The 21178-nt window shown below is 73.8% G+C and carries 24 protein-coding genes; 21 read left to right on the top strand and 3 right to left on the bottom strand.

What is annotated here, in order from left to right; translation table 11 throughout:
* Positions 1-10: 10 nt before the first annotated feature.
* Both ENE75_RS08185 and ENE75_RS08190 read right to left on the bottom strand, forming a co-directional pair.
* Entirely contained in the window at positions 11-691 is a 681-nt protein-coding gene (locus tag ENE75_RS08185; RefSeq protein ID WP_128197692.1) for a response regulator, read from the bottom strand.
* Positions 688-1836, bottom strand: coding sequence for a GAF domain-containing sensor histidine kinase (locus ENE75_RS08190; RefSeq protein WP_158288883.1), 1149 nt, complete (start codon positions 1834-1836; stop codon positions 688-690). Before ENE75_RS08190 ends, ENE75_RS08185 begins: the two co-directional genes overlap by 4 nt.
* Before the next feature lie 238 nt (positions 1837-2074).
* Between ENE75_RS08190 and ENE75_RS08195 the strand changes: the two genes are divergently transcribed.
* From ENE75_RS08195 to ENE75_RS08295, 21 genes are all read left to right on the top strand, one after another.
* Positions 2075-2758, top strand: coding sequence for a hypothetical protein (locus ENE75_RS08195; protein WP_128197696.1), 684 nt, complete (start codon positions 2075-2077; stop codon positions 2756-2758).
* The gene (locus tag ENE75_RS08200) at positions 2755-4074 is read left to right on the top strand and encodes a (Fe-S)-binding protein (RefSeq protein WP_128197699.1); all 1320 of its coding nucleotides are present in this window, start codon (positions 2755-2757) and stop codon (positions 4072-4074) included. The genes ENE75_RS08195 and ENE75_RS08200 overlap by 4 nt, the downstream gene beginning before the upstream one ends.
* Before the next feature lie 19 nt (positions 4075-4093).
* The gene (locus ENE75_RS08205) at positions 4094-4429 is read left to right on the top strand and encodes an SPFH domain-containing protein (protein ID WP_128197701.1); all 336 of its coding nucleotides are present in this window, start codon (positions 4094-4096) and stop codon (positions 4427-4429) included.
* 7 nt (positions 4430-4436) lie between these two features.
* Positions 4437-5072 (top strand): hypothetical protein, encoded by a 636-nt coding sequence (locus tag ENE75_RS08210; protein ID WP_128197703.1) that lies wholly within the window; start codon positions 4437-4439, stop codon positions 5070-5072.
* Complete coding sequence (locus tag ENE75_RS08215) at positions 5072-6952, top strand: V-type ATP synthase subunit I (RefSeq protein ID WP_128197705.1); 1881 nt, start codon at positions 5072-5074, stop codon at positions 6950-6952. The genes ENE75_RS08210 and ENE75_RS08215 overlap by 1 nt, the downstream gene beginning before the upstream one ends.
* A gap of 14 nt (positions 6953-6966) precedes the next feature.
* A complete protein-coding gene (locus ENE75_RS08220) occupies positions 6967-7341 on the top strand; it encodes an ATP synthase subunit C (RefSeq protein WP_199232244.1) in 375 nt (124 codons plus the stop codon).
* A gap of 3 nt (positions 7342-7344) precedes the next feature.
* Positions 7345-7665: a V-type ATP synthase subunit F gene (locus ENE75_RS08225; RefSeq protein ID WP_128197707.1), complete on the top strand. Its 321-nt coding sequence runs from the start codon at positions 7345-7347 to the stop codon at positions 7663-7665.
* Positions 7662-8282, top strand: coding sequence for a hypothetical protein (locus ENE75_RS08230; protein ID WP_128197710.1), 621 nt, complete (start codon positions 7662-7664; stop codon positions 8280-8282). Before ENE75_RS08225 ends, ENE75_RS08230 begins: the two co-directional genes overlap by 4 nt.
* The gene (locus ENE75_RS08235; protein ID WP_128197712.1) at positions 8279-10009 is read left to right on the top strand and encodes a V-type ATP synthase subunit A; all 1731 of its coding nucleotides are present in this window, start codon (positions 8279-8281) and stop codon (positions 10007-10009) included. Before ENE75_RS08230 ends, ENE75_RS08235 begins: the two co-directional genes overlap by 4 nt.
* Positions 10010-10011: 2 nt before the next feature.
* On the top strand, positions 10012-11415 hold the full coding sequence (locus ENE75_RS08240; RefSeq protein ID WP_128197714.1) for a V-type ATP synthase subunit B: 1404 nt from the start codon (positions 10012-10014) through the stop codon (positions 11413-11415).
* Positions 11408-12049 carry a V-type ATP synthase subunit D gene (locus tag ENE75_RS08245; protein ID WP_158288884.1) on the top strand — a complete coding sequence of 214 codons (642 nt, stop codon included), beginning with the start codon at positions 11408-11410 and terminating at the stop codon, positions 12047-12049. Before ENE75_RS08240 ends, ENE75_RS08245 begins: the two co-directional genes overlap by 8 nt.
* 138 nt (positions 12050-12187) lie before the next feature.
* Positions 12188-13114, top strand: coding sequence for a sulfite exporter TauE/SafE family protein (locus ENE75_RS08250; protein ID WP_128197719.1), 927 nt, complete (start codon positions 12188-12190; stop codon positions 13112-13114).
* On the top strand, positions 13111-13539 hold the full coding sequence (locus ENE75_RS08255) for a hypothetical protein (RefSeq protein WP_128197721.1): 429 nt from the start codon (positions 13111-13113) through the stop codon (positions 13537-13539). Before ENE75_RS08250 ends, ENE75_RS08255 begins: the two co-directional genes overlap by 4 nt.
* On the top strand, positions 13529-14365 hold the full coding sequence (locus ENE75_RS08260) for a universal stress protein (RefSeq protein ID WP_128197724.1): 837 nt from the start codon (positions 13529-13531) through the stop codon (positions 14363-14365). The genes ENE75_RS08255 and ENE75_RS08260 overlap by 11 nt, the downstream gene beginning before the upstream one ends.
* A 12-nt stretch (positions 14366-14377) precedes the next feature.
* Positions 14378-15004, top strand: coding sequence for a Rieske 2Fe-2S domain-containing protein (locus tag ENE75_RS08265; RefSeq protein WP_128197726.1), 627 nt, complete (start codon positions 14378-14380; stop codon positions 15002-15004).
* A gap of 71 nt (positions 15005-15075) precedes the next feature.
* On the top strand, positions 15076-16431 hold the full coding sequence (locus ENE75_RS08270) for an OmpP1/FadL family transporter (protein WP_158288885.1): 1356 nt from the start codon (positions 15076-15078) through the stop codon (positions 16429-16431).
* A gap of 155 nt (positions 16432-16586) precedes the next feature.
* Entirely contained in the window at positions 16587-16814 is a 228-nt protein-coding gene (locus ENE75_RS08275; RefSeq protein WP_128197731.1) for a sulfurtransferase TusA family protein, read from the top strand.
* Positions 16815-16991: 177 nt separating this feature from the next.
* Complete coding sequence (dsrE2, locus tag ENE75_RS08280; RefSeq protein ID WP_128197733.1) at positions 16992-17462, top strand: sulfur carrier protein DsrE2; 471 nt, start codon at positions 16992-16994, stop codon at positions 17460-17462.
* Between the two features lie 100 nt (positions 17463-17562).
* On the top strand, positions 17563-18432 hold the full coding sequence (locus ENE75_RS08285) for a hypothetical protein (RefSeq protein WP_128197735.1): 870 nt from the start codon (positions 17563-17565) through the stop codon (positions 18430-18432).
* A gap of 39 nt (positions 18433-18471) precedes the next feature.
* Positions 18472-19590 carry a YeeE/YedE family protein gene (locus ENE75_RS08290; RefSeq protein ID WP_128197737.1) on the top strand — a complete coding sequence of 373 codons (1119 nt, stop codon included), beginning with the start codon at positions 18472-18474 and terminating at the stop codon, positions 19588-19590.
* A gap of 50 nt (positions 19591-19640) precedes the next feature.
* A complete protein-coding gene (locus tag ENE75_RS08295) occupies positions 19641-20708 on the top strand; it encodes a DUF1615 domain-containing protein (protein ID WP_233258984.1) in 1068 nt (355 codons plus the stop codon).
* A gap of 6 nt (positions 20709-20714) precedes the next feature.
* Here the strand turns inward: ENE75_RS08295 and ENE75_RS08300 are convergent, their stop codons facing one another.
* Positions 20715-21161, bottom strand: a complete 447-nt coding sequence (locus tag ENE75_RS08300; protein WP_128197741.1) for a YkgJ family cysteine cluster protein — start codon at positions 21159-21161, stop codon at positions 20715-20717.
* Positions 21162-21178: the final 17 nt, after the last annotated feature.

Below are 21178 nucleotides of genomic sequence, written 5' to 3' on the forward strand. Positions count from 1 at the left end.
CGACCGCGCGCTACCGCCCTCCGTCCGGCTCGCTGCGCGCCTCCACCGCGAACACCGCCGCCTCCACGCGCGAACTCAGGTTCAGCTTGGCCAGGATGTGGCGCACGTGCAGCTTCACCGTGTCGTGGCTGATGTCCAGCGCGCGGGCGATGGCCTTGTTGCTCTCGCCGCGGGCCACGTGGTCCAGGATCTCGCGCTCGCGTTCGGTCAGCGACGCCAGCTGGCCGCGGCGGTCGGCACCGGCCGCGGGGCCGCCTTCGAGCATGCGCGCGAGCTTGAGCGTCATCGCCGGCGCCACGACGAGTTCGCCGCGGGCGCAGCGCTCGATCGACGCGATCACCATCTCCGGTTCCATGTCCTTGAGCAGGTAGCCGCGCACGCCCAGGCGCAGCGCCGCCGACAGGTCGGCCTCCGCATCGCTCATGGTCAGGATCATCGCCGGCGTGTCCACGCCTTCGGCGCGCAGGCGGCGCAGCAGGGTCAGGCCGTCGATGGCCGGCATGCGCAGGTCCAGCACCACCAGGTCGGGCCGCTGCTCTCGCAGCACGCGCAGCACCTCGTCGGGGTCGGACAAGGCCGCCAGCACCTGCATGCCGCCACGGTGGTGCAGCAGGTCGGTCAGGCCGGTGCGGCACAGCGCGTGGTCGTCGACCAGCACCAGGCGCAGCGGGGTGGCCGTGGCTTCCGTCATGAGGGCATCCCGTCCACCGGGAAGTGCAGCCGCACGCAGGTGCCGCCTTCCTGCCGGCGCGCGATCTCGATGTCGCCGCCCAGCAGCGCGGCGCGCTGGCGCATGATGTCCAGGCCGTAGTGGCGCTCGTCGGTGCCCGGCGGGCGGTCGGGCAGGCCACGGCCGTCGTCGTCGACACGGATCTCGAGCTCACAGCCATGGCGCTCGATGCTCAGCCACGCATGCCGAGCGCCGGCGTGGCGGGCGATGTTGGTCAGCGCCTCCTGCACGATGCGCTGCACCTGGTGGGCCTGCGGCGGCGGCAGCTGCAGTTCGGGCGCGTCGTCGCGCACCTCCAGCGCCACCGCGGCCTGCTCGCGCAGCGCGCGCCGGCCGGCTTCCAGCACATGCCGCAGGTCGGGGGCATCGATCGGCTCGCGCAGGTGCGACAGCACGTTGCGCAGGTCGCCGTGCGCCTGGCCGACGGCGCTGCGCAGGTCGCCGATGTAGCGCCGGGCGCCTTCACGGTCACCGCCATCCACCGCCGCCGCCAGCAGCGGCAGCCGCATCTTGGCGAACGACAGCGTCTGCGCAATGGCATCGTGCACCTCGGCGGCCATCATCTGCCGCTCGGCCATCACGGCGGTCTGCAGCGCCTGCGCCTCCATGCGCGCGCCATGCAGCGCCAGCCCGACGACCTCGCCCAGCGTCTTGAGCAGGGCCATCACCTGCGCGCTGACGTCCCCGCCCGGCCCGAAGAACAGGCTGCACACGCCCAGCACGCGTCCGCGGTGCGCCAGCGGCACGGCCAGTACGCGGCGGCCGGGCGCCGCCAGGAAGGGGTGCGGGTGGCGTCGCGCGCAGGCGTTGCCGGCATCGCTCCACGCCACCTCCAGCGAGCCGGCCACCGCACCACAGACGCCGCAATCGGCCTCCACCGCCATCTCCAGCAGGCGCAGGTCCGGCGGCAGGCCCTGGTCGGCCACCAGCTCGAAGCCCCGGCCGTCGGCCGAGAGCACGCGCATCACGCCGGCCTCGGCACCGCAGACGGCCACCATCTGCGGCAGGAAGCGTCGAAGGAGCGCGGTCGGATCGGCGCCACCGGCGAGGTCGGCGGTGATCTGCGCCAGCAGGGCCGGGTGGCCGGGCGGCGCTTCGGGGGTCAAGGGAGCGTTCGAGGACATGGGCACGGTCGCGCCGACCGCGGCCATCCACGGTCGACCAGCCCGCATTGGACGCCCTTCCCGGGCACTTGACCACCGGACGATCCCGACACCCGCCTAGGTATCTACCCGGAGCCTGTGCACTTGTTGACGAACGTCAAGCCCTGCCCGCCCGGCAGTCCTAATGTGACGCCCATCGGATGCCCCCCAGGGTGCCCGCCACAGCATGGAAGAGGTGACGATGGACCTGCTCGACTTTGCCCGCGGCCCCGGCTGGGTGCTGGCGGTGACGGTGTTCCTGCTGGGGGTGGCCTGGCGCCTGTGGGGCCTGTGGCGCCTGCCGTCCCAGCGCGACCGCTCGCCGCCGCGCGAAGGCGCCCCCAGCCCGATGGCCGGTGCCGGGCGCGCCATCCTGCGCGGCCTGTGGCCGCGGCGCGTGTTCGGCCAGAGCGCGATGGTGACCACCGTCAACGGCTACGTGCTGCACATCGGCCTGGCACTGGTGGTGCTGGCCTATGCGCCGCACATCGCCTTCATCCGCCATCACCTGGGCATCGGCTGGCCGGCGCTGCCCGACGCGGTGATGTACCTGTCGGCCGCGGCGGTGATCTACGCACTGCTGTTCGCGCTGTGGAGCCGGCTCGACGACCCGGTGCGGCGCCGCCTGTCCAGCGGTGACGACTACGTCACCTGGGTGGTCACCTTCCTGCCCTTCGTCACCGGCATGGCGGTGGCCAGCGAGCCGTCGGCGCAGATCCTGGCACGCGACGCGGTGCTCTACAGGCTGCCGCTGGCGCTGCACCTGCTGTCGCTGGAACTGCTGCTGGTGTGGTTCCCGTTCGGCAAGCTGATGCATGCCGTGCTGTTCCCGCTCTCGCGCGCCGCCACCGGCCGCCGCTTCAGCCATCGGGGGGTCAGCGCATGAACGCCACCACCACCGCCACCACGGCCACGCACGCCGGCTTCGACCAGCAGGGCGACCGCCCCGACGCGGAACGCGTCGCGCAGGCGATGTCCAGCTTCGCCAGCCAGTTCGGCCGCACCTCGGCCATCCACATGGAGGCCTGCGTGCACTGCGGCCTGTGCGCCCAGGCCTGCCAGTTCTACCTGGCCACCGGCGAAGCCAAGTACACGCCGGCGCTGAAGCTCGAGCCCTTCCGCCGCACCTACCTGCGCGAGGCGAGCGCGCTCGGGCCACTCGTGAAGGCACTCGGCCTCGTGAAGGCGCCGACCCTTGACGAACTGCAGCAGTGGCAGGAGCTGCTCTACGACAGCTGCAACATGTGCGGCCGCTGCACCATGGCCTGCCCGATGGGCATCGACATCGCGGAACTGGTCAAGGAGGCACGCCACGGCATGTACAAGGCCGGGCTGATGCCCGACCGCCTGGCGCTGATGGATCGCACCGCGCGCCAGTGGAACAGCACAGCCACCCCCGGCGAGGACCTGGCCGACATCCTGGCCGAAACGGCGCAGGAACATGGCGTGGAGATCCCCTGCAACCTCGCCCAGGCCGACGTGCTGGTCACCGCCGCACCGGCGGAACTGGGCGAGCACACCGGCGCGCTGGCTGCGGCGGCGAAGGTACTCAACCGCGCCGGCGTGCGCTGGACGATGCACAGCGAGGGCTTCGATGCGTCGAACATCGGCTTCACCAACGGCGACCTGGAACTGCAGGAGAAGCTCACGCGGTCGCTGATCGACACCGCGGTGAAGATCGGCGCCAAGACCGTGCTGCTGCCCGAGTGCGGCCACGCCTACGGCGCGGCGCGCTGGGAAGCGTCGCGCTGGTACGGCAGCGCGCTGCCGGTGCGCGTGGTGCACATGACCGAGTTCCTGGACGAGCTGATCGCCAGCGGCCGGATCAAGGTGCGCAAGGTCGACCCCACCAGCGCCACCTTCCACGACCCCTGCCAGATCGTGCGCCGTGGCGGGCTGGAGGCGGCAGCCCGGCGCATCATCGCCGCGCTGGGCTTCGAACTGCGCGAACTGGCGCAGCACGGCACCACGGGGATGTGCTGCGGCGGCGGGGGCGGCGTGGTGTCCAACGTGCGCGCCACGCCGCTACGCCACAAGGTCTTCGCGCTCAAGCAGCAGCAGGTGGACGCCACCGGGGCCGAGCACTTCCTGACCAGTTGCGGCCAGTGCCGGATCACGCTGGAGCAGGGGGCGCGCCACGCGAAGTGGAGCAAGTCGCCGGAAAGCCTGCTGGAGCTGGTGGCGGCGCAGCTGGCGGACTGAGCGGTCCCCGGTGCCTGGCATGGCCACGCCGCCCCGCGACGAGACCGTGGCCCAGGCCATGGCACGCGTGCTCGCCGCCGAACGCGACGCCGCCACCGCCGTGGCGCAGGCACGGCGCGACGCCCAGGCGCAGGTGAACGCGGCGCGCGATGCGGCGCGTGCGTTGGTCGACGGCGCCGCCGCACGCATCGCCGCGCGCCAGCAGCGCCATGCCCAGGCGCTGGCACAGCGCATCCAGCGGCTGCAGGCGCAAGCCGGCATGCCACCAGATGCGGCCAAGACTACGGACGCCGCCATGGCCACCGCAGTGGCCCGCGTGGCGGCCATGCTCACCGGCGGCCTGCCGGTCCGCTGAGCCGGCCATGACAGCGCACGCAGACCTCGCGTACGCGCTCGCGCGGCTGCAGGCGAGGCTGGGCGCGCGCCCGTCCGACGCTCACTGGCGCGACCTGGAGGCGGCGCAGACCACCACCCAGGCCCTCTCGGTGACCCGCCAGGGCCCGTTGACGCACTGGCTCGACGGCGTCGCGCAGGCCGACGAGGCTGCCGCCCTGGAGCAGCGGTTGCGCCAGCGCTGGGCGCGCGAGGTGGCCACGGTGGCCGGCTGGCTGCCGCCGCGCTGGCGCGCGGCGGTGCACCTGCAAGGCCGCCTCGCGCCCTGGCCGCTGGCGGCGGAAGACACCGCCTCCGACGATGGCGCCGACCGGCTGGCCGACTGGGCCGCGGCGTGGCCACGGGCACTGCCCGCGGATGCCGCGACCGGTGTGCCCTGGCGCGCCGCGGCCGAGCAGCTGTGCCCGCGCCTGCGCGGCGACACCGTGGGTCGCCCGGCCCGGTCCGGCGCCGCGGAGCGGGCCCTGGTGCGGCTGTTCCGCGGCCACGCCGGCACCGCCGTGCCAGCCTTCGCCTACCTGGCGCTCGCGGCACTGGACCTCGAGCGGCTGCGCGGCGCCCTGGTCGCGCGCGCGATGTTCGAGACCGAGACGGAGGCGGCCTGATGCTGCGCCCCCAGCCTTGCCGCTGGTTCGAGCTCGTGGCACCACGGGACACGCTCGCGCCCGTGCTGGAGGCGCTGGCGCACGGCGGCCAGGTCGAACTTCAGGCGCGCGTGGAGGCCGTCGCGCCCCCGCTGGTGCTGGCCGACGCTGCGCCGCTGCTCGAACGCTATGCCGCCCTGGCCCGCACGCACGCGGCGCACTGGCCGCCACCCACCGCGGGCCTGCCATCCGCCGCGCTCACCGACCCGGCTGCGGCCCTGCACGACGCGATGGCGCGCCTGGACGCGTGGCGCGACGAGGCCGACCCGCTGCTGGCCGAGGACGAACGAGGGGCCGCCCGGCGACGCGGGCTGCAGGACCTGGCACGCGTGGCTGCGGCGGCGCAGCGACAGCCGAACGCCTGGCCCAGCCCGGCGCTGATCTCGGCCGCCGGCACCTGCCACCTGGGCCGTCGGCTGGCCGTGGGCCCCGTGGCAACACCCGCGGCCGACCTGCCGGCCGACGTGCTGCGCGCCGTGCTGCCGCTGCAGGAGGACGCGGCGGACCCGTCCCACGCCGCCGGCGCCTGGGCCACGCTGCTGATCGGCCCGGCCGCGGCGCTGGCGGCGGTGGACGCCCGGCTGGCGGCCGTGCAGGCCCGCACCCTGCCCTGGCTGCCCGGGCTGGACGGCGACTGGGCCGCCGCCGCCACCACGATCGCGGCCGCCGAGGCCGGCGCGGCACTGGCCGCCGAGACGCGGTCGCGCGCGCTGCAGGCGCTGGCCACCCGCCACCGCCTGGCCGACGCGCTGGCCACCGTGAATCGCGTGGCCTGGCTGGTGCAACACGGCCGCGCCCTGGCTGCCAGCACGCGCCTGGTGTGGATCACCGGCTGGACCACCGCGCCCGATGCCGACGCGCTGTGCGCACCGTTGCGCCAGGCCGGTCTGCACGGCCTGGCCCAGTTCACGCCGCCGCCAGACGACGCCGAACCGCCGTCGCGCCTGGCCAACCCGCCCTGGGCGCGGGCCTTCGAGGCCCTGGCGCAGTTGCTCGGGCAGCCGGGCCGCGACGAGGCCGACCCGAGCCGGCTGCTGGCCGTCATCGCGCCGCTGCTGTTCGGCTTCATGTTCGGCGACGTCGGCCAGGGCGCGGTGCTGCTGTTGGCCGGCCTGGCCTTGCGCCGGCGCTGGCCGGCGCTGGCGATGCTGATCCCCGGCGGCATGGCCGCCATGGGCTTCGGCGTGGCCTTCGGCAGCGTGTTCGGCCGCGAGGACCTCATCTCGGCCGCCTGGGGCCACCCGCTGGCGCACCCGGTGGACCTGCTGATCGCCGCCGTGGCGCTCGGCGCCGCGATCCTGCTCGCCGGGCTGGCGCTGAACGCGCTCTCGGCCGCCTGGCGGCGCGACCTGCGCTGCTGGTGGGCCCGCGACGCGGCCCTGGTGCTCGCGTACGCGGGCGCACTGGCCGCGCCGTGGTGGCCGGCGGCGCTCGCTGCCGTGGCCGTGGGCGCGCTGTGGATGGCGCTGGGCACCGCGGCGGCGGCAGACAGCCGGGGCCACCGCACCGGTGGCTTCCTGCGCGGGCTTGCGGCCTTCGTCGAGCAGGCGCTGCAGCTGGCGGTCAACACCGTGTCCTTCGCGCGCGTGGGCGCGTTCGCCCTCGCCCACGCCGGCCTGTCGGCGGCCATCACCGGCATCGCGGACGCCGCCGGCCCCATCGGCCAGTGGCCGGTGATGGTGCTGGGCAACCTGCTGGTGCTCGTGCTCGAGGGCCTGGTGGTCGGCATCCAGACCACGCGGCTGCTGCTGTTCGAGTTCTTCCTGCGCTTCCTCAGCGGCCGCGGCCGGGCCTTCCGCCCGCTGGCACCGCCGCCCACCCCGCATCCGCTCAGCCCCTGACCCGGAGATCCGCCATGTCCCTGCCCGTCCCCGCCGGCGCCCGTCGCGCCGCGCCCCTCGTCCTGCTGGTGATCGCGCTGGCGATCGTCGGCACCGCGCTGGCCCTGATGTTCGCGCTGCCGGCCAGCGCGCAGATGACCGCTGCCGCGCCGGCGGCCGGCGCCACCGACCCGTCGGTGCTGCGCTGGGCCTTTGCCGCCGCGGCGGCCGCGGCCGGCCTGGCCACGCTGGCGGCCGGTTACGCGGTGGCCGTGGTGGGCAGCGCCGCGGTCGGCGCGCTGGCCGAGAAGCCGGAGCTGCTGGGCCGGGTGCTGATCCTCGTCGGGCTGGCCGAAGGCATCGCCATCTACGGGCTGATCGTGGCCATCCTGATCCTCAACCGGACCTGAACGATGGCGCCTGCGACGGTGGTCCTGATCGGCGACGATCTGGCGTGCGCCGGCTTCCGCCTGGCCGGTGTGGATGCGCGGCCGACCGCAACGGCCGACGTGCCGGCCGCGTTCGACGCCGCACTGCGCCACGCCGGCCTCGTGCTGCTGGGCACCAGCGCCGCGGCGGCCCTGCCGCCGACGGTGATCGACGCCGCGCGGCGCCGCGGGCAGCCGCCGGTGGCGGTGCTGCCGCCGCTGTCCGCGCCGGCCACGGACGCCGCCTTCGTGGGCCGCCTGCACCGGCTGATGGGGCTGGACAACACCGCCGGGAGGGCCGCGTGACCGCGCCCCCGTCCACGCTGCAGGCCGACGCGCTGGTGGACGCCATTGCCCAGCGTCGCGACACCGAGGTGGCGGCGCTGCGGGCAGCTGCCGAGGCCGACGCGGCCACCCTGCTGGCCCAGGCCCGCGACAAGGCCCGGCGCCAGCGCCGGCAGGCCGCGGCAGCGCTGCGCGACACATCACGGCAGCGCCTGCGGCAGCTGCAAGCCACGCAGGAGGCCGACGCGCGCGCTGCCGAGGCCGCACGAACGGTCGCGGCGTTGGCCCTGGCCCGGCCGTTGTTGCAGGCCGCGCTGGTGACACGCTGGCAGCAGCCGGCCGCGCGCCAGGCCTGGGCAAAGGCGCTGGCGGCAGTGGCCGGGCCCCGCCTGGCCGCCAGCGGTCGCGTGCTGCACCACCCGGCCACGATGCCGGCCGACGAGGTGGCCGCGCTGGCCGAGCAGCTCGGGGCGGCACCGCAGGCCGACCCCGCGCTGGAGGCCGGGCTGCGGGTGGACGCCGACGGCGCCTGGGTGGACGCCACGCCAGCGGCACTGCTGGCCGACCGCTCGCAGGTCGACGCACTGCTGCGGGCCGCGCTGGAGGGCGAACACGGGCGGGAAGGCACCACGCCGTGAGCCGCGCCCGCATCGTCGCGCTGCACGGCCCGGTGCTGCATGCCCAGGTCGAAGGCCCGTTCGCCGTCGGCGAGGCGGTGGCCGTGGGCGAGCACGCACTGCCGGGCGAGGTGATCCGGCTCGAGGGCGACCACCTCGTGGCCCAGGTCTACGACGACACCACCGGGCTCAAGCCGGGCGACGCCGTCGTCGGCAGCGGCCTGCCGCTGTCGGTGCCGCTGGGGCCGGGGCTGCTGGGCCACATCTACGACGGCCTGCTGCGCCGGCTGGACGGCGACGACCCCGGGCCGCGCCAGCGCTTCGTGCCGACGGTACGGCCCGGCGACCGGCTGGCCCCCGGCAGCGCCTTCGGCACCCTGCCGGACCGCCCGCACGCCCGGCTGTGCCTGCTGCCGCCCGACGTCGGTGGCACGGTGCGGTCCGTCGCCGCCGAAGGCGAGGTCGGCGACGACGACGTGCTGGTCACGCTGGCCGACGACGCCGGCCGCACCCGCACCGCCGGCCTGTGGCAGCGCTGGCCGGTGCGTGACCCGCGGCCGGTGGCCGCGCGGCTGCCGGCCGACGAACCGCTGGTGACCGGCCAGCGCATCCTGGACACGCTGTTCCCGGTGGCGCGCGGCGGGCGGGCGGCGATCCCGGGCGGCTTCGGCACCGGCAAGACGGTGCTGCAGGAGACGCTGGCCAAGTGGTGCCACGCGGACATCATCGTCTACGTGGGCTGCGGCGAGCGTGGCAACGAGATGGCCGAGGTGCTGGAGGAGTTCCCGCAGCTGACCGACCCGCGCACCGGCCGCGCGTTGATGGAGCGCACCGTCATCGTGGCCAACGCCAGCAACATGCCGGTGGCGGCACGCGAGGCCAGCATCTACACCGCGGTGACGGTGGCCGAGTACTTCCGCGACCAGGGCCTGCACGTGGCGCTGATGGCCGACTCCACCAGCCGCTGGGCCGAGGCGCTGCGCGAGGTGGCCGGCCGCCTGGGCGAGCTGCCGGGTGAGGCCGGCTACCCGGCTTACCTTGGCTCTCGGCTGGCCGAGTTCTACGAGCGCGCGGCGCGCGTGCGCACGCTGGCCGGCGGCGAGGGCTCGCTGACCATCATCGGCGCCGTCAGCCCGCCGGGCGGCGACTTCTCCGAGCCGGTGACCAGCCACACCAAGCGCTACGTGGGCTGCTTCTGGGGCCTGGACCGCGAGCGCGCGCAGGCGCGCTTCTACCCGGCCATCCACCCGCTGCAGTCCTACGCGCTGGACGCCGAGCGATTCGCGCCGTGGTGGACGGCGAACGGCAACGCCGAGTGGGCCGTGCAGCGGGGCCGGCTGCTGGCGATGCTGGAGCAGCAGGCACACCTGGAGCGCATGGCGCGCATCGTCGGCAAGGACGCGCTGCCGCCGGAGCAGCAGCTGACGCTGGTGGCCGCCGAGCTGGTCAACGAGGCGCTGCTGCGCCAGTCGGCCTTCTCGCCGGTGGACCGCTACTGCTCGCCGGCGCGGCAGAGCCAGATGCTGCGCCTGGTGATGCGCTTCAGCGCGCTGGCGCGCGACGCGGTGGCGGCCGGCACCGCCCCCGAGGCCGTCGGCGCGCTGCCGGTGATGCGCCGGCTGCGCCGCATGGGCGAGGAGATCGGCGAGGACGCGATGGCCGGTTTCGACGCGCTGTGGTCGCAGCTGGAGCGCGAGTTCGGCGCGCTGGCGCCGGCCGCGGCACCGGTGCCGGAGACAGGCGCCTGAGCATGGGCATCGAGACCGCCACCCGCGACACGGTGCAGCGCATCGACGGCCCGCTGCTGTTCCTGCGCCGCAACGTGCAGGTGAGCCTGGGCGAGGCGGTGGAGGTGCAGCTCGGCGACGAGCCACCGCGCATCGGCCGCATCACCGGGCTGGACGAGGAGCGCATCGTCGTGGAGGTGCTGGACCGCACGCAGGGCCTGCGGCTGGACGGCGTGCGCGTGCGCTTCCGCGGCGAACCGCTGCGCCTGGGCGTGGGCCCGGGCCTGCTGGGCCGCGTGTTCGACGGCCTGGGCCGGCCGGCCGACGGCGGCCCGCCCGTGGCGGCGCACGCCTGGCGGCCGATCGACGGCCACGCGCTGAACCCGGCCGAGCGTGCGCTGCCGCGCGATTTCATCGAGACCGGCATCTCCGCCATCGACCTGATGAACAGCCTGATCCGCGGCCAGAAGCTGCCGGTGTTTTCCGGCGGCGGGCTGCCGCACGACCGTCTGGCCATCGAGATCGCGCGCCACGCACGGCTGCGCGGCACCGCGACGGAGGCCTTCGCCATCGTCTTCGTGGGCATCGGCGTGTCGTACGACGCGGCGGAGGGCTTCCGCCGCGCGATGGCCGACTCCGGCGCGCTGGGCCACACGGCGATGTTCCTCAACCTGGCCAGCGAGCCCAGCCCGCAGCGCCTGCTGACGCCGCGCGTGGCGCTCACCGCGGCCGAGTACCTGGCCTACGACGAGGGCCGCCACGTGCTGGTCATCCTGACCGACATGACGAACTACTGCGAGGCGCTGCGCGAGGTCTCTGCACGCCATGGCGAGATCCCCAGCCGCAAGGGCTACCCGGGCTACATGTACTCCGACCTGGCCACGATCTACGAACGCGCCGGCTCGGCGCGCGGCCACCGTGGCACGGTCACGCAGCTGCCGATCCTCACGATGCCGGCCGACGACATCGGCCACCCGGTGCCCGACCTCACGGGCTACATCACCGAAGGCCAGGTCGTGCTCGACCGCGCGCTCGACCACCGCGGCGTGTACCCGCCCATCCACGTGCTGCCCAGCCTGTCGCGCCTGTTCGACCAGGGCACCGGCGAAGGCTTCACCGACGTCGACCACCCGGCACTGGCCAAGCAGCTGTTCGCGTCCTACGCGAAGGCGGTGCGCGTGCGGGTGCTGGCCAGCGTGGTCGGCGCCGACGGGCTGACCGACGACGACCGGCGCCACCTGGCCTTCGCCGAGCGCTTCGAGCGCGAGCTGGTGGCACAGGACGGCCCGCGCACGCTGGAACAGAGCCTGGCGCTCGCCTGGCGGCTGCTGCAGGCGTTGCCGGCGGCGGACCTGACGCGGCTGTCGGATGCGCAGATCGCGCGTCATCTTGGTCCGGACCCGGCCGCGGAGCCCGGCGATGGCTGACCTGCCCGCCACCCAGGCCAACCGGATGGCGCTGGCCGACGAGCGCACGCTGATGCGCCAGGGCCACACCTTCCTCGACGAGAAGCGCGTGCTGCTGGCCACCGAGACGATGCGCCGGCTGCGGGCGCACCAGGCCGAGGAGGCGGCGCTGGTGGAGGCCCTGCAGGCCGCGGCCGCTGCACTGCGCGCAGCCCTGCAGCGCCACGGGCGCAGCGGCCTCGCGGCCCAGCCTGTGGCCTCGCCGGCCGTGGCGCCGGGCCTGCAGGCCGCGCGCTTCCTGGGCGTGACGGTGCTCGAGGTCGCGCCCGCAGAGCGGCCCGACGACGAAGCCCGTGTCCCCGCAACGACGGCGGCCGACCCCTCACCGGATGCCGAGGCCTGCCGCGCGGCATTCGCCGCGCTGCTGGCGCCGCTGGCCGCGCTGGCGGTCTCCGCCGGCAACCTGGAGCGACTGGCCAGCGAGTACCGGCGCACCGAGCGGCGCGCACTGGCGCTGGAGAACGTGCTGCTGCCGGAGGTCGCGCAGGCGCTCGGCCGCATCGACGAGCAGCTGACGCTGACCGACCAGGAGGAGGCCGTGCGCATCCGTCAGGCGGCACGCACGCAGACCGGGTCCATCACCCAGATGGGCTAGACGCCGCTACCCGTACCGGTAATAGACGCCAGCAGGGGCACTCGCGCCCAATGGTCTCCACAACAGAGACCGCCATGGGCCCCCGCACCGTGGCCCACCGAGACCGATGGAGACAACCCTGCCCGACCGGGAGGCTGCGTGAGCCGAAGGCGCGCCCATGCGGCGACCGCCCTGGCCCTGCTGACCACCAGCGCGCCGGTGCTGGCCGCTGCGCCCGCGGGGACGACCCCGGTGTGGGTCTGGCCGCTGGCGCTGTTCGCCGCCTGCTTCGTGATGGGCCTGATCGCCGTGCCGGCGGGCATCGGCGGCGGCACGCTGTTCGTGCCGCTGGTGAGCAGCTTCTTCCCCTTCCACCTCGATTTCGTGCGCGGCATCGGGCTGATGGTGGCGCTGGCCAGCGCGCTGGCCGCCGGGCCCACGCTGCTGCGCACCGGCCTGGCCAGCCTGCGTCTGGCCCTGCCGCTGGCCGCGCTGGCGTCGGCCAGTTCCATCGTCGGCGCGCTGGTCGGGCTGGCCTTGCCGGCCGACGTGGTGCAGGTGGCGCTGGGCGTGGTCGTGCTCGCCATCGTCGGCGTGATGCTGATGGCCAGGCAGTCGGAGATCCCGCGCGTGCCGGCGCCCGACGCGCTGTCGCGCGCGCTGTCGCTGCACGGCGTGTTCACCGACCGCGCCAGCGGCCGCACCATCGAGTGGCAGGCGCACCGCACGCTGCCGGGCCTGGCGGCCTTCACCGGCATCGGCGTGCTCGCGGGGGTCTTCGGCATCGGCGCCGGCTGGGCCAACGTGCCGGCGCTGAACCTGCTGATGGGCGTGCCGGTGAAGGTGGCCGCGGGCACCTCGGGCCTGGTGCTCGGGCTGGTGGACTCGTCGGCCGTGTGGGTGTACATCAACCACGGCGCGGTGCTGCCGGTGCTGGCGGTGCCGGCCATCGCCGGGATGATGCTGGGCGCACGCCTGGGCGCACGGCTGCTGGGCGTGCTCAAGGGCGCGTCGGTACGGCGCATGGTGATCGCGGTGCTGCTGTTCGCCGGCGTGCGGTCGCTGATGAAGGGGCTGGGCTGGTGAGCGGCACGCCGCCGGTCCGCCTGGACGCCGATCACGACGCGGTGCAGCTGCGCTATGCGCGCTGGCTGGAACTGGGCGCCGGCGCCAGCCTGGCGGCAATGGCGCTGGGCTTCGTGCTCTACGTGACCGGGCTGCTGTCGCCGCTGCTGCCGCTGGACCGGCTGGGTGCGCTCTGGGGGCTGCCGGTGGGCGAGTTCCTGGCACAGACCGGCGCGCCCACCGGCTGGGCCTGGCTGCGCCAGCTGGACCATGGCGACATCGTCGGCGAGCTCGGCGTGGCGATGCTGGCGCTGTGCTCGCTGCCCTGCGTGCTCGGTGTGGCGCTGCTGTACCGGGCGCGCGGCGACCGGCTCTACGTGCTGCTGTGCGGGGCGCAGGCGGCGGTGCTGGCGCTGTCGGCCTCGGGGGTGATCCATGTCGGCTGAAGCCGTGCGCGCCCCGTTCGAGCGGCTGCTGCTGGCCACCGAGCACTCGGAGTACGACCACGGCGCCGAGACCCTGGGGCTGGCGCTGGCCCGCCACTGCGGCCTGCCGCTGCCGGTGGTGATGCCGGTGATCTCCAACCCCGAGTACGAGGCCACCACGCCGCAGGCCGCCGCGCGTGCCGACGGCGCCGCGGCCGAGCGGCGGCAGGCCTTCGTCGGCGAAGCGGCCGCCGCCGGCATCACGCTGGACCTGCAGGTGCGCCACGGCCTGCAACTGTGGCGCGAGATCGTCGAGCAGGCACGCGACCTGGGCAGCGAACTGCTGGTGATCCGCCGCCGTGGCCGGCCTGGCCTGCTGGCCAACGTGCTCATCGGCGACATGGTCAGCAAGGTGCTGGCGCACGCGCCGTGCCCGGTGCTGGTGTGCCCGCGCGCCGCGCGCATGTGGCAGCAGCGCGTGCTGGTGTCGCTGGCCCCCGGCGAGCCGGACGACGGCCCGCTGCGCGTGGCTGCCGGCATCGCGCGCCGCTGCGGTCTGCCGCTGACGCTGCTGAGCGTGGGCCCGGAATCGCTGCGCGCCGGCCTGGAGGTGCAGGCCCGCGCCTGGCGGGCCGGCGGCCTGACGGTGGACGTGGTGCTGCGCGACGGCGCGCCGCACCGCGAGATCGTCGACGCCGCGCGCACGCTGGGCGCCGACCTCGTCGTCGTCGGCCGCCACGGCGGCGATTTCCTCGGCCGCGCCTGGATCGGCGGCACGGCGCAGAAGGTGGTGGGGCTGGCGGAGCACCCGGTGCTCGTCGTGCCACCGGCCACGGACTCTCCCTGAGGCTGACATCCCATGAGTGACGCCCTCGCCTACCTCGTCAAGGCCCGGCCCGATGCCGTGGGCCACTACTTCGCCTTCCTGAAGGCCTGCGGCACGAAGCTGGACCCGAAGACGCGCAACCTGATCTCCGTGATCACCAAGGTGCATGCGCAGACGGAACGTGGCTTCCGCCAGTACCTGGGCCGCGCGCTGCGCGAAGGCGCGACGCCGGCCGAGGTGCTGGACGCCCTGCTGATGGCCTTCCCGACGCTGGGGCTGGCGAAGATCGTCTGGGCGGTGGACATCATCCTGGCGATGGACCTGCCGGAGTTCCAGCCGGCGGCCATGGGCGCCGAAGGCAGCTGGCACGACGTGATGGCCACCAAGGGCTTCAAGGTCGGCCAGACCACGCGCGTGGACTGCGATGGCCGCGGCCTCTTCGTGCATCGCCGGGCCGACGGCTGGCGGGTCTACGACAGCCGTTGCCCGCATCAGGTGACCAACATCCCCGACCTGGCGCTGCAGGGCGACACGCTGACCTGCCCCAAGCATCAGTGGCAGTTCGACATCCGCAGCGGCGACTGCACGGCCAAGGGCGACTGCCCGCTCAAGCAATGGGACTGCAAGGTGGTCAAGGGACGCCTGCTGGCCCGCTGGTGATGGCCCGCTTTCAAGGCCCCGACTCCCCCTCCGTCCCTCACCCGATCACCGACCCCGACAAGGAGACAACCATGCGGACGTTCCGGCACAGCCAGGGCCTGCCCTGCGCCCTCACCCTCACGGCGCTGGCCGCCGGCCTGCTGGCCGCGCTGCCCGCGGCGGCCACCAACGGCATGAACATGGAGGGCTACGGCCCCATCTCCACCGGCATGGGCGGTGCGTCGCAGGCGATGGACCACGGCACTGCGGCGATGGCGCAGAACCCGGCCACGCTGGCGCTCGGCGGGCCCGGCGCGCGGGTGGACGTGGCCCTGGGTCTGCTCGGGCCGGACGTCAGGAGCAGTGCCGGGCCGTTCAGCGCCAAGTCCGGCGGCACGTCCTACGTCATGCCGGCCTTCGGCTACGTGCGCCGCAACGGTGACCTCACCTATGGCATCGGCATGTTCGCGCAAGGCGGCATGGGCACGGAGTACGGCGCCAATACCTTCCTGGCCGCCGGTTCGGGCGAGCCGGTGCGGTCCGAACTCGGCGTCGGCCGCGTGCTGCTGCCGCTGGCCTGGAACGTGACGCCGGATTTCGCCGTCGGCGCCACGCTGGACTTCATGTGGGCGGGCCTGGACCTGCGCATGGCCGCGCCGGCCAGCGACCTGGGCGCCCTGGTGACCGGCGGCAGCGGCAACCTGATCGCCGGCCTGGGTGCCACGCTGCCGACGCTGCCGGCCGGCACCTGGGCACGCATCGACTTCAGCGACAGCAGCGACTTCACCGGCAAGGCCAAGTCCACCGGCTGGGCGGCCAAGCTGGGCATGGTCTGGCGCACCAGCCCCACGTTCACGGTCGGCGCCTCGTACCAGCTGGAGTCCAGCCTCGGCGACATGAAGACCGGCAGCGGCGGCGCCGGCCTGAGCATCCAGGGCATGGGCACGATCCCGGGCCGCATCACCGTGGTGGACTTCCAGTGGCCGTCGATGCTGGCCGTCGGCGCCGCGTGGCAAGTCACGCCCAGCGTGCTGCTGGCGGCAGACGTCAAGCGCATCGGCTGGAAGGGTGTGATGAAGGACTTCCGCATGAAGTTCGACAGCACGGCCGCGCCCTTTGACGGCTCGGTGAGCTTCGCGCTGCCGCAGAACTGGAGGGACGAGACCGTGACCAACCTGGGCATCGCCTGGCAGGCCACGCCGGCGCTGACGCTGCGTGCCGGCGCCAACCTGTCCAGCAACCCCATCCCCGAGGCCTTCGTGAACCCGCTGTTCCCGGCCACCGAGGAGGACCACTACACGCTGGGCCTGGGCTACAAGCTGTCGGGGGCCGGTGAGATCAACGCGTCGCTGACGATGGCGCCCAAGGTGACGGTCACCAACGGCCAGGGCGTGACCGTGACCCACCGCCAGACGAACGTACAGTTGATGTACAGCCACCGCTTCTGACCGGGACAACCCCATCATCCGGATGGGTGATGGGGCGCACGCCATCTCGGTGATGGACGCGCACCCCCGCCCGGCCCGCCAATAGGGCATTCGCATGCACCTGCGCGGGCACCGGCATCGCGGCCGGCTGACCCTTCCACTCACGGAGACCCTGCATGAACCACGACAAGGAATTCGACGCCTCCGGGCTGGCCTGCCCGCTGCCCATCGTCAAGACGAAGAAGTCGCTCGCCGACATGACCCCGGGCCAGGTGCTGCGCGTGGTCGCCACCGACCCCGGCTCGGTGTGCGACATGGCCGCCTTCGCCGAGCAGACCGGCAACCCGCTGCTCGAATCGAAGGAGGAGGGCGGCAAGTACGTCTTCTTCATCAAGAAGGGCTGAGTCAGGACACGAAGAGGTCCCTGCGGACCTCTTCGTGCCTGACGAAGCGCCCGGCCTGGCAAGGCCGGGCGTGCGAGTAACAGAAGCGCCCGGCCCTGCCAGGCCGGGCGTGGGGTGCGGTGGCATGCCGCCCTCCCTGGCGGCCCGCCCACACTGACAACCACGGAGACCACCCCCATGCCGACCAAGAAGATGGCGATCATCGCCACCAAGGGCACGCTGGACATGGCGTACCCCCCGTTGATCCTCGCCTCCACGGCCGCCGCGCTCGGCTGGGACGTGCAGATCTTCTTCACCTTCTACGGCCTGCAGCTGCTGCGCAAGAACCTCGACGGCATCGCGATCAGCCCGCTGGCCAACCCGGCGATGCCGATGCCGGTGCCGATGCCGGTGGTGGTGTCGGTGCTGCCGGGCATGGAAGCCATGGCCACGTCGATGATGAAGGCCAAGATCAAGAAGAAAGGCGTCGCGTCGCTGCAGGAACTGCGCGACCTGTGCATCGAGGCCGACGTCAAGTTCATCGCCTGCCAGATGACGGTGGACCTGTTCGACTTCACCCGGGACATGTTCATCGACGGCATCGAGTACGGTGGCGCCGCGACCTTCATGAAGTTCGCCGGCGAGACCGACGTCTGCCTGTTCATCTGAGCCGGTGAGAGGCCATCCCGGATGGCCTTTCGCCCGTTGAACTGACCGCACGCGCGGCGAGCACCCGAAGAGGTGCCGCGGCCACCCGAGGAGACACCGCGTGAAAAGACTCCTGGCCGGCCTGGCCATGCTGCTGCACACCGCGCTGGCCCTGGCGGTCAGCCCCTACATCGCCGGCGAACGCCGCCCGGCGGCGCCGGTGGCCGAGCAGATGGCGCCGCTGGCCCAGCGCCTGCAGGCCGAGGGCTTCACGGTGGTCGGCCGGCACCTGCCGCCGCGGCTGGCCGGGCACGGTTCGCTGATCGTCACCGACCCGGCGCTGCTGCTCGCCATCGGCACCGCCGGTGGCGCGGCGATCGCCGGTGCCGGCATCCGCGTGGGCGTGCGCGCGGACGGCAGCGTCTCCTACATGAACCCGGACTACTGGTACCGGGCCTACCTGCAGCAGGGCTTCGGCGCGGCGCAGCCGGCGGTGCGTGACGCCGCCCAGCGGCTGGCGCGTGCGCTGGGCGCCGGCGCGCCCTTCGGCGGCGACGTACCCGAGGCCGACCTGCCCGAGTACCGCTACATGTTCGGCATGGAGCGCATCGACTCCGGCAAGAACGTGCTGCAGCGCCACGCCAGCTTCGACGACGCGCTGCGTGCGGTGCAGGCCAACCTGGGCAAGGGCCTGGGACAGACGGCCAAGGTCTACGAGGTGGTGCTGCCGGAGCGGCAGCTGGCCGTGTTCGGCGTGGCACTGAACGACGCGGAACAGGGCGAGGGCTGGTGGGCCGGTACCATCGGCGCCGACCACGAGGCTGCGCTGCCGTACGAGATCTTCATCGTCGGTGGCGAGGTGCGTGCCTTCTACGCCCGCTACCGCATCGCACTGGCCTGGCCCGCGCTGGGCATGGGCCAGTTCATGCGGATCATGCAGGCCCCGGAGGCCATCCACGCGACCATGCAGCGCCTGGCCGGCAACCCCTGAGCATCCCACCGCGACACGCGACCGACGGAGACCGTCTCCATGAGCGAACCCACCGACCTGTCCAACCTCGTCATCGGCAGCGGCCTGGCCCTGGGCGTCGCCTTCGGCGCCGTGGCCAACAAGACCAACTTCTGCACCATGGGGGCGATCTCCGACATCGTCAACATGTCGCACTGGGGTCGCATGCGCATGTGGCTGCTGGCCATCGCGGTGGCCATCGTCGGCACCACGGCGCTGGGCGCCAGCGGGCTGGTGGACCTGTCCAAGGCGGTCACGCAGCGGCCGGTGCTGACCTGGCTGTCGTTGCTCGTCGGCGGCCTGACCTTCGGCGTGGGCATGACGATGGCCGGCGGCTGCGCGAACAAGAACCTGGTGCGCGTGGGCGGCGGCAGCCTGCGCTCGGTGGTGGTGCTGGTGTTCATGGGCATCGCCGCCTACATGACGATGCGCGGCCTGTTCGGCCAGTGGCGTGCGAGTTTCCTGGACCCGGTGGCCATCAACCTCGGCGACGCCGGCTGGGCCGACCAGGGCCTGGGCACGGCGCTGGCGCGCGCCACCGGCATGGCACCCGGCACGGCGCTGTGGACGGTGGCCGCCGTCATGGCCGGCGCGCTGGCGGTGTTCGCGTTCAAGGACGCGCGCTTCCGCGGCAACACGGTGCAGTGGCTGGGCGGCGTGGCCATCGGCCTCATCGTGGTGGCCGGCTGGTACGTCACCGGCCATCTGGGCTACGGTGAGCACCCGGAGACGATGGAGCAGGTCTTCTTCGCCACCAACACGCGGGCGTTGGAGTCGATGAGCTTCGTCGGCCCCACGGCCTGGAGCCTGGAGTTGCTGTTGCTGTGGACCGACAGCTCGCTGCACCTGAGCTTCGGCGTCGCCACGCTGATCGGCGTGGTGGCCGGCTCTGCGGCGGTGGCGCTGCTCACGGGCAAGTTCCGCTGGGAGGGCTTTGCGAGCTTCACCGACCTGCGCCAGCAGTTGATCGGCGCCGTGCTGATGGGCTTCGGCGGCGTCACCGCGCTGGGCTGCACCGTGGGCCAGGGGCTCAGTGGCATCTCCACGCTGGCCATCGGCAGCTTCATCGCCGTGGCCGGCATCGTGGCAGGATCGGCGGCATGGCTGAAGTACACGCTGTGGCGGGAGGAGAACAGCTGAGGCGTCGCAGCCTCGGGCCGGCTTGGTCGGCCCTGACTTGCGCGCTCCTGTTGACCCTGCTGGCCGGCTGCGCCGTCGAAGGCCCTTCAGCGCCGCAGCGCAGCGCCGAGGCCATCCAGGCCGACATCGAGGCCCTGCTGCCCCCGCGTGTGCCGCAGCGCGCGGCCTGGGCGGTGGACCTGCAGCTGGTGTTCGCCGGCCTGAAGCTGGCGCCGACCACCGAGAACGTCTGCGCCGTGCTGGCGGTGACGGAGCAGGAATCCACCTTCAACCCCGACCCGCCGGTGCCCAACCTGGGCCGCATCGCGCGCGAGGAGATCGTGCGCCGCGCCGGGCGCCTGGGCGTGCCCGAGGTGGCGGTGACGCTGGCCCTGCAGCTGCGCTCGCCCGACGGCCGCAGCTATGCCGACCGCCTGGCCGCGGTGAAGACCGAACGCGAGCTCAGCGCCATCTACGAGGCCTTCATCGGCCAGGTGCCGCTGGGCCAGCGCCTGTTCGCCGGCTTCAACCCGGTGCGCACCGGCGGGCCGATGCAGGTGAGCATCGACTTCGCCGAGGCCCACGTGCAGCAGCGGCCCTACCCGTTCCCGGCGGCGCAGACCGTGCGCCACGAAGTCTTCACGCGCCGCGGCGGCCTGTACTTCGGCACCGCACACCTGCTGGACTACCCGGCCGCCGCCTACGGCGGCACCATGCTCTACCGCTTCGCCGACTTCAACGCCGGCCGCTGGGCCAGCCGCAACGCCGCCTTCCAGCAGGCGCTGGCGGTGGCCAGCGGGCGCAAGCTCGACCTCGACGGCGACCTCTTCCTGCCCGACCCGACGCAGCCCGGCCAGACCGAAGCGGCCGCACGCAGCCTGGGCGACGCGCTGGGCATGAGCGACCGCGCCATCCGGCGCGATCTGGAGCGCAGCCGCGGCGAGGACTTCGACCGCAGCGACCTGGCGATCAAGGTCTTCGCGCTGGCCGAGCAGCGCAGCGGCCAGCCCCAGCCGCGGGCGGTGGTGCCGCGCATCGTGCTGCAGAGCCCGAAGATCACGCGCCGGCTGACCACCGAGTGGTTCGCGCGGCGGGTCGACGAGCGGTACCGGCGCTGCCTGCAGCGGGCCAGCGGCTGACCCGGGTCAGTGGGCGAGCGGCGGAGGGTCCGACGGGCCTTCGGCCGCCACGACCGGCAATGGCACCGCGTTGGGCATTGGTGCCGGCAATGGATCGGTGGGCGGATCGCCGGGCCCTCCACCGTCGATGCTGAGGTCCAGGCCGACCTCGATCCCCAGCGGCGGGAGTCCGTGCCGCCGCCGCGCGCGCTGGCACTTGTCCTCGCCCGGCTGCAGTTCCCGGCAGGGCGACGGGCGCTGTTCGTACACCGTGCAGGCCACCGAACCGCCGATGTCGCCGGCCAGCGCCTCGCAGCGCGGCCGGGGCTGCTCGGTGCCCGCCATGCAGGCGTACCAGCGGCCCAGGGGCCGGGTCAGCGTGGCGGGCAGCGGCTCCGCCTCGGCCCAGTAGAACGACACGCGGTAGGTGGCGCAGCAGGCACCGCAGGTGGTGCAGGGCGACGGCTCGGACATGCGGACTCGCAGCAGGA

This window comes from Rubrivivax albus, from assembly GCF_004016515.1.
Lineage (GTDB): Bacteria > Pseudomonadota > Gammaproteobacteria > Burkholderiales > Burkholderiaceae_C > Rubrivivax > Rubrivivax albus.